At 71.3% G+C, this 14,447-nt stretch carries 11 protein-coding genes and 1 pseudogene; 9 read left to right on the top strand and 3 right to left on the bottom strand.

The features are described 5' to 3' along the window. The first annotated feature begins 218 nt into the window (after positions 1-218). The gene (locus ABZ887_RS27515) at positions 219-950 is read left to right on the top strand and encodes an LPXTG cell wall anchor domain-containing protein (protein ID WP_361294370.1); all 732 of its coding nucleotides are present in this window, start codon (positions 219-221) and stop codon (positions 948-950) included. 65 nt (positions 951-1,015) lie between these two features. On the opposite strand, the gene ABZ887_RS27510 is transcribed toward ABZ887_RS27515, so the two are convergent. Then, positions 1,016-1,600 (bottom strand): biotin transporter BioY, encoded by a 585-nt coding sequence (locus ABZ887_RS27510; protein ID WP_361294367.1) that lies wholly within the window; start codon positions 1,598-1,600, stop codon positions 1,016-1,018. Positions 1,601-2,036: 436 nt separating this feature from the next. On the opposite strand from ABZ887_RS27510, the gene ABZ887_RS27505 reads away from it, so the two are divergent. The 7 genes from ABZ887_RS27505 to ABZ887_RS27475 all read left to right on the top strand — a co-directional run bounded on the left by ABZ887_RS27505 (position 2,037) and on the right by ABZ887_RS27475 (position 9,942). Continuing rightward, a complete protein-coding gene (locus tag ABZ887_RS27505) occupies positions 2,037-3,278 on the top strand; it encodes an ROK family protein (RefSeq protein WP_361294364.1) in 1,242 nt (413 codons plus the stop codon). Between the two features lie 195 nt (positions 3,279-3,473). Further along, positions 3,474-4,541, top strand: coding sequence for an ABC transporter substrate-binding protein (locus ABZ887_RS27500; protein WP_361294361.1), 1,068 nt, complete (start codon positions 3,474-3,476; stop codon positions 4,539-4,541). After that, positions 4,538-5,371 (top strand): ABC transporter permease, encoded by an 834-nt coding sequence (locus tag ABZ887_RS27495; RefSeq protein WP_361294358.1) that lies wholly within the window; start codon positions 4,538-4,540, stop codon positions 5,369-5,371. The genes ABZ887_RS27500 and ABZ887_RS27495 overlap by 4 nt, the downstream gene beginning before the upstream one ends. Then, positions 5,347-6,054 (top strand): ABC transporter ATP-binding protein, encoded by a 708-nt coding sequence (locus tag ABZ887_RS27490; RefSeq protein WP_361294355.1) that lies wholly within the window; start codon positions 5,347-5,349, stop codon positions 6,052-6,054. The genes ABZ887_RS27495 and ABZ887_RS27490 overlap by 25 nt, the downstream gene beginning before the upstream one ends. A gap of 99 nt (positions 6,055-6,153) precedes the next feature. Continuing rightward, complete coding sequence (locus ABZ887_RS27485) at positions 6,154-7,494, top strand: LLM class flavin-dependent oxidoreductase (RefSeq protein WP_361294352.1); 1,341 nt, start codon at positions 6,154-6,156, stop codon at positions 7,492-7,494. Between the two features lie 61 nt (positions 7,495-7,555). Next, a complete protein-coding gene (locus ABZ887_RS27480; protein WP_361294349.1) occupies positions 7,556-8,434 on the top strand; it encodes a TauD/TfdA family dioxygenase in 879 nt (292 codons plus the stop codon). Positions 8,435-8,547: 113 nt separating this feature from the next. Further along, positions 8,548-9,942, top strand: a complete 1,395-nt coding sequence (locus tag ABZ887_RS27475; RefSeq protein ID WP_361294346.1) for an amino acid permease — start codon at positions 8,548-8,550, stop codon at positions 9,940-9,942. A 4-nt stretch (positions 9,943-9,946) separates the two neighbouring features. Here the strand turns inward: ABZ887_RS27475 and ABZ887_RS27470 are convergent. Both ABZ887_RS27470 and ABZ887_RS27465 read right to left on the bottom strand, forming a co-directional pair. Beyond that, a pseudogene (locus tag ABZ887_RS27470) lies at positions 9,947-10,776 on the bottom strand (SAM-dependent methyltransferase). 89 nt (positions 10,777-10,865) lie between these two features. Beyond that, entirely contained in the window at positions 10,866-11,528 is a 663-nt protein-coding gene (locus ABZ887_RS27465) for a DsbA family protein (RefSeq protein ID WP_361294343.1), read from the bottom strand. A gap of 136 nt (positions 11,529-11,664) precedes the next feature. Between ABZ887_RS27465 and pepN the strand changes: the two genes are divergently transcribed. Continuing rightward, on the top strand, positions 11,665-14,250 hold the full coding sequence (gene pepN / locus ABZ887_RS27460) for an aminopeptidase N (protein WP_361294340.1): 2,586 nt from the start codon (positions 11,665-11,667) through the stop codon (positions 14,248-14,250). Positions 14,251-14,447: the final 197 nt, after the last annotated feature.

The following is a 14,447-nucleotide window of genomic DNA, read 5'->3' as shown; positions in this document are numbered from 1 at the left end:
ACTGAATTCCCTGAATTCCCTGGCCCCTCCGAACTCCCTGAGTTCCCCGAATTCCCTGAATTACCCGGCAATTCGCTGCACCCCCTCAACGACCGCCCCTGCTGACACACAATGGTCACACTTACGGCCGTACCAGCATAGTGCGGAGAAATCTTGTGGTACCTCTTCAAGTGGCCGCGAATTCAGGCGCGGTCCAGGGGGTTGCAAGGGGGACGAACATGAGTTCTCGTCGTACGGCCCGGCGGCTTGCTGTGGTCACGGGATCACTGGTGACGGCGTCTTTTTCGGCCGTGATGATCCTGCCGTCCACGGCCGTCGCCGACGACCAGGGACCCGGAAGCAGCAAGGGGGGAAAGGCGGTTGACCAGGCAGCCGACGGTGTGAAGCTGACGACCACGCTGCCCGAGAAGATCTCGGTCGACAACAGTTCGCAGAAGACGGCGATCACTGTCACCGTGAAGAACGAAGGGACCAAGGAGAGCGGCGACATCAGGCTTTTGGTGGTCGGTTTCGACGGCCTGCAGGTCACCGGCGTGCAAGGCTGCGACGCTCTCGCGGCAAAGGATTTGCCGGCCGGTTCGAACAGTGCGTTCAGCTGTTCCGTCGGGGCGCTCGGCGCGGGCAAGTCGAAGTCGTACGCCGTGGACGCGACGTTCGACCTCGGCAGGACCGGGAAGATCTGCCTGCCGGTGCAGAGCGCGGACGGGAAGAAGACGTTCTGGCAGCAGGGCCCGGTGCCGTTCGGTACGACGAACCCGTCGCCGAACGCCCCGGCCACCCCGCTGCTGCTCGGCACCGACAACAAGCCGGTGGGGCCGAGCGGCGACCAGCTGCCGAAGACCGGCGCGGGAAGTGCGGTTCTGCCGCTCGGCGCGGCCGGGGCGGCGCTGATCGCGGCCGGGGCGGCGGGGGTGTGGTGGTCGCAGCGGCGGCCGCGGCAACGGTCGTAACACCCGGTACGACAGCGGGGCCCGGGGTGCCGAGGCATCCCGGGCCCCGCTGCGGTGGTGCGGGGTCAGCGCTTGTCGACGAGCTTCCACGCCGTGGGGACCGCGCCCATCGCGAGGGCCGCCTTCACCGCGTCGCCGATCAGGAACGGGGTGAGGCCGGCGGCGATCGCCGCGGACGCGGACATGTCGGCGGCGTACGCCAGGTAGGGCACGCCGATCGCGTAGATGATCGCCTCGCCGAGCAGCATCGTGCCCGCCATCCGCAGCACACCGCGGTCGGCGCCGCGCCGGGCCAGGGCGCCGACGACGGCGGAGGCGAGCATCATGCCGAGGATGTAGCCGAAGGAGACGGAGACTCCGGAGGTGCCGCTCGCGAACCACGGCACGCCCGCGAGGCCCGCCAGCGCGTACAGGGCGAGGGAGAGCAGGCCGCGGCGGGCGCCGAGGGCGGTGCCGACCAGCAGGGCCGCGAAGGTCTGGCCGGTCACCGGGACCGGGGAGCCGGGCACGGGCACCGCGATCTGGGCGGCGAGGCCGGTGAGCGCGGCGCCGCCGGCCACGAGGGCCGTGTCGCGCACCCGGGACGCGGGCAGGAGGTCGGCGAGGACGGTGCCGGTGCGGGTCGACGCGGCGGCGGTGGCGGTGCTCATGGGGACTCCGCGGGTGGGGTGGGCGGACGGGGACACCGTGACGCTATCCCGGCCCGTCTGAGCCGGACACGTCAGCGATCGACAAAGGCCGGAAGCGGCACTTGGTGGGCTCCCCACAAAGGATGTGGGTTACACGCGGTACGGGGTGACGCCGATCACTGAGGCAGGGATGTTTCAGTCACGTCAACGGCGTTGAACAGGCCTGTGGAGTTCCACCAATCGAATCCCAGTGGTCTGGTGGGATTCAAGGTTTCTGGCCTACGCTTTCGGACATGGTCGCCCAGTCCCGGAACTTCACGTCGCGTCGCTATGTCGACCTGCGACGCCAGGGGGCTGCCACCTGTCGCCGTACGCCCTGAGGCCGCGCGGCGGGAGACCGGTCCGGCGCGCCTCGACGTCCGAGACGAGTCGGCCCCGTTCCCGAGGACGGTTTCCCATGCCCCGTACCGCGGCACCCCCGCCCACCTTCGCACCCCGTGACCGGCGGCGGACCAGCGCCAGTGTGGTCCTGCGCTCGGTCCTCGAACACGGGCCGGTCGCCCGCTCCACCATCGCCCGGCTGACCGGGCTGTCCCCGGCCTCCGTCACCGACTACTGCGCCCGGTTCACCGAACTCGGCCTGATCCGGGAGACCGCGGCGCCGCAGCGCGTCAAGGGCGTGGGCCGCCCGCATGTCCCGGTCGACCTGGACGACTCGCGGTTCGTGGTCGGCGGGGTGCACGTGGCCGTGCCCTACACCACGGTCGCCCTGCTCGACCTGCGCGGACGGGTCCTCGTACGGCGGGAGTTGAAGCACCGCTCCACCGACCCGCGCGGGGTGCTGGCGCGCGCCGCCGCCGGGCTCGCCGCGCTGCTCGACGAGGTGCCCGGCAGCCGGCCGCTGGGCGTCGGGGTCGCCGTCGGCGGCTGGGTGGACCGGGACTCCGGGACCGTCGTCGAACATCCGCTCCTCGGCTGGCGCGAGGTGCCGGTGCGCGAGCTGCTCGGCGCGCACACCGGGCTGCCGGTCCATGTGGACGGCCACGCGCGGGCGCTGGTCAACGGGGAGCGGCTGTTCGGGCGGGCCCGGGGCAGCCGGAGCGTGCTGCACCTGTTCGTCGGGAACGTGGTCGACGCGGCCTTCGCCACCGGCGACGAGGTGCACCACGGCCCGCGCTCCCAGGCCGGCATGATCGGCCATCTCCCGGTGCCGGGCGGCACCGAGCCCTGCGACTGCGGACGCACCGGCTGCCTCCAGGTGGAACTCAGCGAGCGCACGCTGGTGCGGCGGGCCCGGGCGGCCGGGGTGACGGACAGCGGCAACCCGATGGACGTCCTCGCAGCGGCCGGGGCCGGCGATCCGGCGGCCGCGGGGCTGCTGGTGGAGCGGGCGCGGCTGACCGGGCGGGCGGCGGCGCTGCTGCTCGACGTCCTCAACCCGGAGAGCGTGGTCGTCACCGAGGTCGGCGTGCTGTACCGCGAGGACTGTCTGCGCGCGCTGCGCGAGGCGGTCGGGACGGAGCGGGCGGCCGTGGTCGCGCCGACCAGTTTCGGGGCCTCGGTACTGGCGGTGGCGGGCGGTTCGGTGGTCCTGGACGTGCTGTACCGGGACCCGCTGAGCGCCTCGTCCCCGACGACTCCGGCGGCTCCGGCCACGGCTTCGGCCACGGCTTCGGCCCTGTCACCAGAGCTTATTTAATTCAGAAACTCGGAATATTGACAGCCGTCACACACGGCAAGGAACATCCATCTCATGACCTGTCGCACCCTCTGTTGCTGACGTCTTGACGCGCCCCGGGCGCGCATTTCCCTCTGCGTGAGATCTCTCTTTCCGGCCTTCCGTCGCCGGGAATTCGCCCTGCCTTTCTGCTGCTTTTCTCCCCGGAGCACTCCCATGCCTTCTGCGTCCCCTTCCGGCATCGACCGCCGGCTCTTCCTGACCTCACTGCTCGGCGCCTCCGCGGCCGTGGCCGGGCTGAGCGGCTGCGCGGGCGGCAGTGCCGCCGCCGACACCGCGGGCGCCTCGACCGCTCCGCTGGCCGCCAAGGTGCCGTCCGGCACCAGCCTGAAGATCGCCTCCTATCTGAACACCCAGCAGCTGCAGTTCAAGCTGGCGAAACTGCCGGCGCTGCCGTTCACGGTGTCGAGCTGGGTGAACATCGGGGCCGGTCCCGATGTCATCAACGCGTTCCGCGCGAAGTCCCTGGACCTCGCGAACAATGCGGGTATCCCGCCGATCCAGGCGCAGTACCAGGGATTCGCGACGAAGATCGTGGCGGTCAACATCACCCGTAAGCCGAACTACCTGTTCGCCACCAAGCCCGGCAGCGACATCCGCACGGTCGCCGAGTTCAAGGGAAAGAAGCTCGCCTTCTCGCAGGGGCAGGCGCAGGGTGTCGTCCTGCTGCGGGCGCTGAAAGAGGCCGGGCTCGCCTACGACGACGTGAAGCTGGTCCCGCTCACCAGCAACCAGTTCCTCACCGCCCTGCAGTCCGGCCAGGTGGACGTCGCCCCGCTGGCCAACACCCAGGTGCCGGCCTACCTCCAGCAGTACGGCCCGAAGGGCGCCCACACCATCGCCACCGACGTCGTCGACCTGCTCAACCTCCTGTGGGCGCCGCAGTCGGTGCTGAACGACAAGGCCAAGGCGGCCGCGGTCGCCGCGTACATCCCGCAGTGGGCCAAGGGCCTGGTCTGGCAGTGGGAGAACCCGGACACCTGGAACGAGGAGTTCTACGTCAAGACCCAGAACCTCACGCTCGCGCAGGCCCAGGGCATCACCAAGCTCGCCAACAAGCCGCTGTTCCCGCCCAGCTGGGACGAGGCGATCAAGTGGGAGCAGGAGACCGCGGACCTGCTGGCGGAGGGCGGGTTCGTGAAGAAGACCGACGTCTCCTCGCTCTTCGACCACCGCTTCGAGTCCATCGCCGCGAAGGCCGTACCGGCGGAGTACCGGAAATGACCGCCGTCACCAGCGCTCCCGCGCCCGTGGTGGAGGCGCATCGGGTCAGGCCGCGCCGCCGGCTCTCCCCCGGCCGCCGGCTGCCCGCCGCCCGGCTGGCCGGGCCGCTCGTCGTCCTCGCCGCCTGGGCGGTCGCCTCCGCCGCCGGACAGCTCGACCCCGGCGCGATCCCGGCGCCCTGGACCGTCCTGGACACCGCCGTCCACCTGTGGACGGCCGGGACCCTGCGCACCGACATCCTGACCTCCGTGGAGCGGGCCGGGTACGGCTTCGCGATCGGCCTGGCCGCCGGGGTGCTGCTGGCCCTGGCCGCCGGGCTCAGCCGCACCGGTGAGGCGCTGATCGACGGGACCGTGCAGATCAACCGCGCGATCCCCACCCTCGGCCTGATCCCGCTGTTCATCCTCTGGCTGGGCATCGGCGAGACCTTCAAGATCGCCATCATCGCGATCGTCGTCTACATCCCGGTCTACCTGAACACGCATGCCGCGCTGTCCGCCATCGACAGCCGGTACGTCGAACTCGCCGAGGTACTGGACCTGTCGAGGCTCCGGTTCATCCGGGAGATCGTGATCCCCGGCGCGCTGCCCGGATTCTTCGTGGGGCTCCGGCTCGGCGTCACCGGCTCCTGGCTCGGCCTGGTCGTCCTGGAGCAGATCAACGCCACCAGCGGCCTCGGCTACATGATGTTCCAGGCCCAGAACTACGGGCGCAGCGACATCATCCTCGTCGGTCTGCTGATCTACGGCGTCTTCGGTCTCCTCTCCGACACCGTGGTCCGGATCATCGAACGGAGGGTGCTGTCATGGCGCCGCACACTGAGCAGCTGACCCGCCCCGCCGTCCGACTCCGGGGCCTGACACGGTCGTTCGGGGACCGTACGGTCCTCGACGGCATCGATCTCGACCTGCCGGCCGGGCAGTTCACCGCCCTGCTCGGGCACAGCGGCTCCGGCAAGAGCACCCTGCTGCGGGCCGTCGCCGGACTCGACCACGGGGTCACCGGCAGCGGGGAACTCACCGCCCCGGAACGGGTGTCGGTGGTCTTCCAGGACTCCCGGCTGCTGCCCTGGCGCCGGGTGCTGGACAACGTGGTGCTGGGGCTGGACGGCAAGGACGCCCACGAGAAGGGGCGTGCGGCGCTGACCGAGGTCGGGCTCGCGGGCCGCGAACGGGCCTGGCCGGGCGAGCTGTCCGGCGGCGAGGCGCAGCGGGCCGCGCTCGCCCGGTCCCTGGTCCGCGAACCCGAACTGCTCCTCGCCGACGAGCCGTTCGGCGCGCTGGACGCGCTCACCCGGATCAGGATGCACCACCTGCTGCGCGAGCTGTGGAAACGGCACCGGCCGTCGGTGCTGCTCGTCACCCACGACGTCGACGAGGCGATCGTCCTCGCCGACCGGGTGCTGGTCCTGGAACGGGGGCGGATCGGCCTCGACCTGACCGTCGACGGGGGTTCCCGTGGGGAGTACCGGTCGCGGTTGCTGGCGGCGTTGGGGGTCACGGAGGACACGTGAACGTCCCCGGGGGCTGCCGCCCCCGGACCCCTGCTTCGGCCTGAACGGCCTCGTCCTCAATCGCCGGACGGGCTCGAAAAGACACGCAAAGGACCCCGCATGACCCGCCAGCTCCACCTCAACGCCTTCCTCATGACCACCGGCCACCACGAAGCCTCCTGGCGCCTGCCGGAGAGCGACCCCTACGCGCACGTCGACCTCGCGCACTACGTGCGGCTGGCCCGGACCGCCGAGCGCGGCACCTTCGACTCGCTCTTCCTCGCCGACGGACCGCACCTGTGGGGCAGCGTCGCGCAGCGGCCCGCCGGGGCCCTGGAGCCGCTCACCCTGCTCACCGCGCTGGCGACGGCCACCGAGCACATCGGCCTGATCGCCACCGCGTCCACCTCCTACAACTCCCCCTACAACCTGGCCCGCAGGTTCGCCTCGCTGGACATCATCAGCGGCGGCCGGGCCGGCTGGAACATCGTCACCACCGCGGGCGCCGAGGCGGCCCGCAACTTCGGCATCGACGAGGAGCCCGCACACGCCGAACGGTACGCGCGGGCCGCCGAGTTCCTCGACGTGGCGCTGAAGCTCTGGGACAGCTGGGAGGACGACGCGATCGTCGCCGACAAGGCGTCCGGCGTCTGGGGCGACGACGCGAAGATCCACCCGCCCCGGCACCGGGGCACGTACTTCGGTGTCGAGGGCGCCCTCAACGTGCCCCGCTCCCCGCAGGGTTACCCGCTGCTGGTGCAGGCGGGCTCCAGCGAGGACGGCAAGGCGTTCGCGGCCCGGTACGCGGAGGCCGTGTTCACCGCGCAGCAGACCGTCGAGGAGGCGCGGGCGTTCTACGCCGACCTCAAGGCACGGACGGTCGCGGCCGGTCGCGACCCCGACCACATCAAGGTGCTGCCGGGCATCGTCCCCGTGATCGGCTCGACCGAGGCCGAGGCGCGGGCGCACGAGCAGCTCCTGGAGGACCACATCGTGCACCGGCACGGGGTGGCCAACCTGGAACGGCTCCTCCATCTCCCCACCGGATCCCTTGAGCTGGACGCCCGGCTCCCCGCCGAGCTGCCGCCCGAGGACGCCATCGAGGGCGCCAAGAGCCGCTACACGCTGATCGTCGGGCTCGCCCGCCGCGAGCGGCTCACCGTGCGGCAGCTGATCGGGCGGCTCGGCGGCGGCCGCGGTCATCTGACCTTCGCCGGGACCCCGGAACAGGTCGCCGACGCGATCGAGACCTGGTTCACCGAGGGCGCCGCCGACGGCTTCAACATCATGCCGCCCGTGCTGCCCTCCGGCCTGGAGACCTTCGTCGACCACGTCGTCCCGATCCTGCGCGCCCGCGGCCTGCTGCGCAGCGACTACGGCCCGCGCCGGACCCTGCGGGAGCGCTACGGCCTGCCCCGCCCCGCCAACCAGTACGTCACCCCCGCGCTCGCCACCGCCTGAAACCCCGGAAGCCCGGAAGCCCGACACCCCGAACGTCTGAACGTCTGAAAGGACGCCCCGCATGTCCATCGAGATCCGCAAGGTCACCGCGCACATCGGCGCCCAGGTCCTGGGCGTGGACATCTCCAAGCCGCTGGACGAGGAGCAGGTCGCCGCGATCCGTGCGGCCCTGAACGTCCACAAGGCCCTGGTCTTCGACGACGTCCACCTCGACGACGAGGGCCAGGAGGCCTTCGCCCGGCACTTCGGGGACCTCACCACCGCCCACCCGACGGTGCCGGCCGTCGACGGCGCCCCGAACGTGCTGCCCGTCGACAGCGAGCGCGGCCGGGCCAACCACTGGCACACCGACGTGACGTTCGTCCTGAACCCGCCCCAGGCCAGCACCCTGCGCTCGCTCACGGTCCCGCCGTACGGCGGCGAGACCCTGATCGCCAGTTCGGCCGCCGCCTACCGCGACCTGCCCGAGCCGCTGCGCGCGCTGGCCGACACGCTGTGGGCGGAGCACACCAACGACTACGACTACGCCGTGCCGGACGAGGAGAAGGCCGCCCAGCGCGCCCAGTTCACGTCGATCAAGTTCCGCACGGTCCACCCGGTGGTGCGGGTGCACCCGCTGACCGGTGAACGCGGCCTGTTCATCGGGGGGTTCGCGCAGCGGATCGTCGGCCTGTCGAAGGACGAGTCCCGCAAGGTCCTCGACCTGCTCCAGGCGTACGTCGCCCGGCCCGAGAACATCCTGCGCCACCGCTGGTCCCCGAACCAGCTGGTCCTGTTCGACAACCGCATCACCCAGCACTACGCGGTCGACAACTACGACGGCCGGCCGCGCCGCCTCCACCGGGTCACCGTCGCCGGTGACGTCCCGGCCGGCATCGAGGGCAAGGAGAGCTACTCGATCGAGGGCGACGCCTCGCACTACACGTCCGTAGCCGCGTGAACACGTCACGTTAACGGTGCGTCCGGATAATGGGCGGCCTCCCCGGAACAGCGGGGAGGCCGCCCACACTATGGGCGCTTTTGCCCATCTCACGCATTGGACGAGCCGCGCCCATGCCGCACCGCAGCACCCCGGTCGAGACCCCGCCGACGCACGACGACGGCGTCTCCCCCACCCCCTCGCCCGCCCTCTCCCCCGGCCTCAGGCAGCGCCATCTGTCGATGATCGCCCTGGGCGGGGTCATCGGCGCGGGTCTCTTCGTCGGCTCCGGCGCCGCCATCGCCGCCGCCGGGCCGTCCGTCGTCATCGCCTACACCCTCTCCGGGCTCCTCGTGATGCTGGTGATGCGGATGCTGGGCGAGATGTCGGCCGCACATCCGTCGTCGGGCTCGTTCTCGACGCACGCGGAGCGGGCGATCGGGCCGTGGGCGGGCTTCACGGCCGGCTGGTCGTTCTGGGTGCTCCTCTGCACGGCCGTGGGCCTGGAGGGCATCGGCGCCGCGAAGATCGTCACGGGCTGGCTGCCGGGGACGCCCGAGTGGGCGTGGGTGGCCCTCTTCATGGTCGTCTTCTGTGTCACGAACCTGGCCGCGGTGCGCAACTTCGGTGAGTTCGAGTTCTGGTTCGCGGCGCTGAAGGTCGGCGCGATCGGCCTCTTCCTGGTGCTCGGCGTCCTGGCGATCGCCGGTGTGCTGCCCGGCACCGGCTCCCCGGGCACCTCGAACCTGACCGACTTCCTGCCGCACGGCAGCGAGGGCCTGATGATCGGCATCCTGGCCTCGATCTTCGCGTACGGCGGCCTGGAGACGGTCACCATCGCGGCGGCCGAGTCCGAGGACCCGGTCCGGGGCGTGGCTAGCGCGGTCCGCACGGCGATGTGGCGCATCGCGCTCTTCTACATCGGCTCGATGGCGGTCATCGTCACCCTGGTCCCCTGGGACTCGGAGGAGCTCGTCGAGAAGGGCCCGTACGTCGCGGCCCTGGACCGCCTGGACATCCCGGGCGCGGGTCAGCTCATGAACGTCGTCGTGCTGGTCGCCCTGCTCTCCGCGATGAACGCGAACATCTACGGCTCCTCGCGCATCGCCCACTCCCTGGTGGAGCGCGGCCAGGGCCCGCGGGCGCTCGCCAGGCTCTCCGGCGGCGTCCCGCGCCTCGCGGTCCTCGCCTCCTGCGTCTTCGGCTTCGTCTGCGTCGTGCTCAGCTACTGGCGCCCGGACGACGTCTTCCCCTGGCTCCTCAACATGATCGGCGCGGTGATCCTGGTCGTCTGGGTCCTCATCGCCGTCTCCCAGCTGCTGCTGCGCCGCCGCACCCCCGAGAAGCCGGTCGTGCGCATGTGGGCGTTCCCGTACCTGACCTGGCTGGCGCTGGCGGGCATGGCGGCGATCCTCGTCCTGATGGCCCGCGAGGCGGACACGCGCGTGCAGCTGTACTACACGGGCGGCATGACGGCCGTCCTGGCGGCGGTGGGTTACGCGCGGCAGCGGCGGCGCCCCGCGGGCTGACGGCTCAGGGCTTGCGGCCGAGGCCGCCGTGCTGGCCGATCGGACGGGGGGCCGGGTCCGTGTCGGGGCGCCACAGGGGCACCGACACCACCCCCGGGCCGACCAGGTCCAGGCCCTCGAAGTAGCCCTCGATCTGGTCGACGGGGCGCAGGTAGTAGGGGACCGCGCCGGTCTCGTTGTAGGCGTCCTGCGCCTGCTCGTAGGCGGGGTCGGTGCCGCGCGAGCCGTCGTTGACGCAGAGGTGACTGCCGGCCGGCAGGCCGGACAGCAGGGCGCGGACCAGGTCACGGGCTCGGTCGTGACCGTCGACGTGGCCGAGGATGCCGCTGAGGATCAGGGCGGTGGGGCGGGTGAGGTCGAGGGTGCGGGCCGCGGCCTGCAGGATGCGCTCCGGCTCGTAGAGGCTGAGGTCCTCGTACGCGGTGACGCCCTCCTCGGTGGAGGTGAGCAGGGCGCGGGCGTGCGCGAGGACCAGCGGGTCGTTGTCGACGTACACGATCCTCGACTCGGGGGCCAGGCTCCCCCACAGCCCTTCGGGCGTGGGGGTACCCCCATTCGCTCCGGCTACGCTCCGCTCGCGACCTCGTGGGTGTTGTCGACGGTCGGCAGGCCGGTGCCGACGTCGAGGAACTGGCGGATGCCGGCCTCCCGGACCAGGTACCCGATGCTGCGTCCGAGGAAGGCGCGGCTGCTGCGGGCGATGGTCACGATCCCGGGGAAGACGGCGGTGCAGGCGTCGCCGGCCTCCTGGTCGACGAGGTAGTTGTCCTTGCCGCCGAGCCAGTAGTTCCAGATGCGCGCCGAATGCGGCACCGAGGTGTCGATCTCCGTCATGTGCCCATGGTGCTACGGGAGATGGGGCGTGCGGGGCCGTTGTGGGGATCCGCGCCCGGCGGGACGGCCGCCGGGCGCGGAGCGGGGACCTAGAGGTTGCTGAAGTCGGGGCCCTTGGTGCGGGTCCGCTTGATCTCGTAGAAACCGGGCACGGAGGCGACCGCGAGGGTGCCGTCCCACAGGCGGGCCGCCTCCTCGCCCTTGGGGGCGGGGGTGACGACCGGGCCGAAGAAGGCGATCTGCTCGCCGTCGGCACCGGGGACCGCGATGACCGGGGTGCCGACGTCCTGGCCGACCTTGTCTATGCCCTCCTTGTGGGAGGCGCGCAGCTCGGCGTCGAACTCGAAGTCCTCCTGGTCGGCGTACTCGATCAGCTCGGCCGGCAGGCCGACGTCCGCGAGCGCGCCCGCGACGGCCTCGACGGTCGGGCCCTCGCCGTTGTTGTGGATACGGGTGCCGAGCGCGGTGTACAGCGGGCCGAGGATGTCGGAGCCGTGCTTCTGCCAGGCCGCGGTGACCACGCGGATCGGCTTCCACGCCTTGGTCTCCAGCAGCTCGCGGTACTCCTCGGGCAGTTCGTCGAGCCTGGGCTCGTTGAGGACCGCGAGGCTCATGATGTGCCAGCGGACCTCGATGTCGCGGACCTTCTCCACCTCCAGGACCCAGCGGGAGGTCATCCAGGCCCACGGGCACAGCGGGTCGAACCAGAAGTCGACGGGGGTCTTGCCGGAGCTGGTCACGGTCTCGGACATGCTTCTCCTCGGAATACGGTCCTTTCCAGCGGCAACACCGTCATCGGCCACCCCATTCCCGGATGCCCGCCGTCAGGGGCACGTGGGAGGATCGGTGCTGTTCCGGCGTACCGACAACGATGAGGGAGTGCCGCCCGTGCCCGGTGAGAATCTGTCCCGCGACGAGGCCCGGGAGCGGGCCGCCCTGCTGTCGGTCGACGGATACGACGTGTCGCTGGACGTGCGGTCCGCCGTCGGGGAGAGCCAGGACGAGCCGCGCACCTTCCGCTCGGTGACCACGATCCGCTTCCGCTGCAACGAGCCGGGGGCGTCGAGCTTCGCCGACCTGATCGCGCCGAGCGTGACCGCGGTGACCCTGAACGGCAAGGACCTCGACCCCGGGGAGGTCTTCGACGGCACCCGGATCGCCCTGGAGGACCTGGCCGCGGAGAACGAGCTGGTGGTGGACGCCCGGTGCGCCTACTCCCGAACCGGTGAGGGCCTGCACCGCTTCGTCGACCCCGAGGACGGCGAGGTCTACCTCTACACGCAGTACGAGCCGGCCGACTCCCGCCGGGTGTTCGCGAACTTCGAGCAGCCGGACCTCAAGGCTCCGTTCCGCTTCGAGGTGCGGGCGCCCGAGGAGTGGACGGTGTGGAGCAACGGGGCGGGTGAACTCGCCGACGGGGTCTGGCGGTTCGCGGAGACGAAGCCGATCTCGACGTACATCACGTGTGTGGTGGCGGGGCCGTACCACTACGTGACGGACTCCTACTCCCGGACGTTCCCGGACGGCACGACGCTCGACATTCCCCTGGGCGCCCTGTGCCGCAAGGGCCTCGCCCCCTACTTCGACGCGGACGACGTCTTCCTGATCACCAAGCAGGGCCTGGACTTCTTCCACGACCACTTCGACTACCCGTACCCGTTCGGGAAGTACGACCAGGCGTTCGTGCCCGAGTACAACCTGGGCGCGATGGAGAACCCGGGCCTGGTGACCTTCCGCGAGGAGTACATCTTCCGGGGCAAGGTGACCCAGGCGTCCTACGAGGCGCGCGCCAACGTGATCCTGCACGAGATGGCGCACATGTGGTTCGGCGACCTGGTCACCATGGTGTGGTGGGACGACCTGTGGCTGAAGGAGTCCTTCGCGGACTTCATGGGCACGTTCGCGAACGTCGGCGCGACCCGTTTCGAGAACGCGTGGACCACCTTCGCCAACCGCCGCAAGGCCTGGGCGTACCGCGCGGACCAGCTGCCCTCCACGCACCCGATCACGGCCGACATCCGCGACCTGCAGGACGCCAAGCTCAACTTCGACGGCATCACGTACGCGAAGGGGGCCAGCGTTCTGAAGCAGCTCGTGGCGTACGTCGGCCAGGACCCGTTCCTGGAGGGCGCCCGCCGCTACTTCAAGCGCAACGCGTACGGCAACACGCGCCTCGGTGACCTGCTGTCGGTCCTGGAGGAGACCAGCGGCCGGGACATGAGCGCCTGGGCCGGGAAGTGGCTGCAGACGGCGGGGGTGAACTCGCTGACCCCGCAGGTGCTCCTCGACGGGGACGGCAGGGTGGCCGAGCTGGCGGTGGTGCAGGAGGCCGCCGAGTCGCACCCCGAGCTGCGCCCGCACCGGGTCGCGATCGGCCTGTACCGGCTGGAGGACGGCGAGCTGGTCCGGTACGCGCGTGCCGAGGCGGACGTCGACGGCCCGCGGACGGTGGTCGCGGACCTGGCGGGCGCCGACGCCCCCGAACTGGTCCTGGTCAACGACGACGACCTCACCTACTGCAAGATCCGCTTCGACGAGACCTCGCTGGCGACCCTGCGCAGCCGGCTCGGCTCGCTCACCGACCCGCTGGCCCGGGCGCTGTGCTGGTCGGCACTGTGGAACCTGACCCGGGACGCGCTGCTGCCCGCCCGGGACTTCGTCGACCTGGTGCTGCGGTTCGCGAGCCGCGAGTCGGACATCGGCGTGCTGCAGATGCTCCAGGCGTGGGCGGAGTCGGCGCTGGTGCACTACGTGGCGCCGCAGGGCCGGGAGGCGACCGGGCGGCTGCTCGCCGAGGGCGCCCTGCGGGAGCTGCGGCAGGCCGCGCCGGGCAGCGAGCACCAGCTGGCCTGGGCGCGGTTCTTCGCGTCGACGGCGGCGGACGGGCCCGACTTCGGGCTGCTCCAGGAGCTGCTGGCGGGCACGGCGACGATCGACGGCCTGGACGTCGACCAGGAGCTGCGCTGGGCGTTCCTCGAACCCCTCGCCGCGCACGGCGTGGCCGACGAGTCCGTGCTGGCGGCCGAACTGGCCCGGGACGACACGGCGTCCGGCAAGCGCCACCAGGTGCGCTGCCTGGCCGCCCGCCCGTCGGCGGCCGTGAAGGCGCAGGCGTGGGCGCAGGTCGTGGAGTCGCAGGCGCTGTCCAACGCGCTGGTGGAGGCGACGATCGCGGGCTTCGCCCAGCCGTCGCAGCGGGAGCTGCTGGCACCGTACGCGGAGAAGTACTTCGAGGTCATCGCCCGGATCTGGGAGGACCGCTCGATCCAGATCGGCATGGACGTGGTCCGGGGCCTGTACCCGTCCCTCCAGGACCGCCCGGAGACGCTGGAGGCGACGGAGGCGTGGCTGACGGCCCACGCCGACGCGCCGCCGGCGCTGCGCCGCCTGGTCCTGGAGGCCCGGGACGACCTGGCCCGGACGCTGCGCGGACAGGAGTGCGACGCGCAGGCCGCAGGGGTCCCCGCGAGCTGACCTTTGGCCAAAGGTCGGCCTCCGGGTGACCGTTACGCAATTCATTCCATCATGGCCGTAACCCCTGGTCCCCACCCGTCCGGACCAGGGGTTTCCGGTCCCTACTCGGCACCCGAACACCCGTCCTTTAGTCCCGTCTTGTCCGTATTCATCGACGAACACGTAACACCGGTTAAGGACCCGGCCGGCCCCGGGAA

The organism is Streptomyces sp. NPDC047061 (assembly GCF_040643955.1).
Lineage (GTDB): Bacteria > Actinomycetota > Actinomycetes > Streptomycetales > Streptomycetaceae > Streptomyces.
Note: the sequence above shows the minus strand (reverse complement) of the source record. Positions and strands in the feature narration are given on the sequence as shown.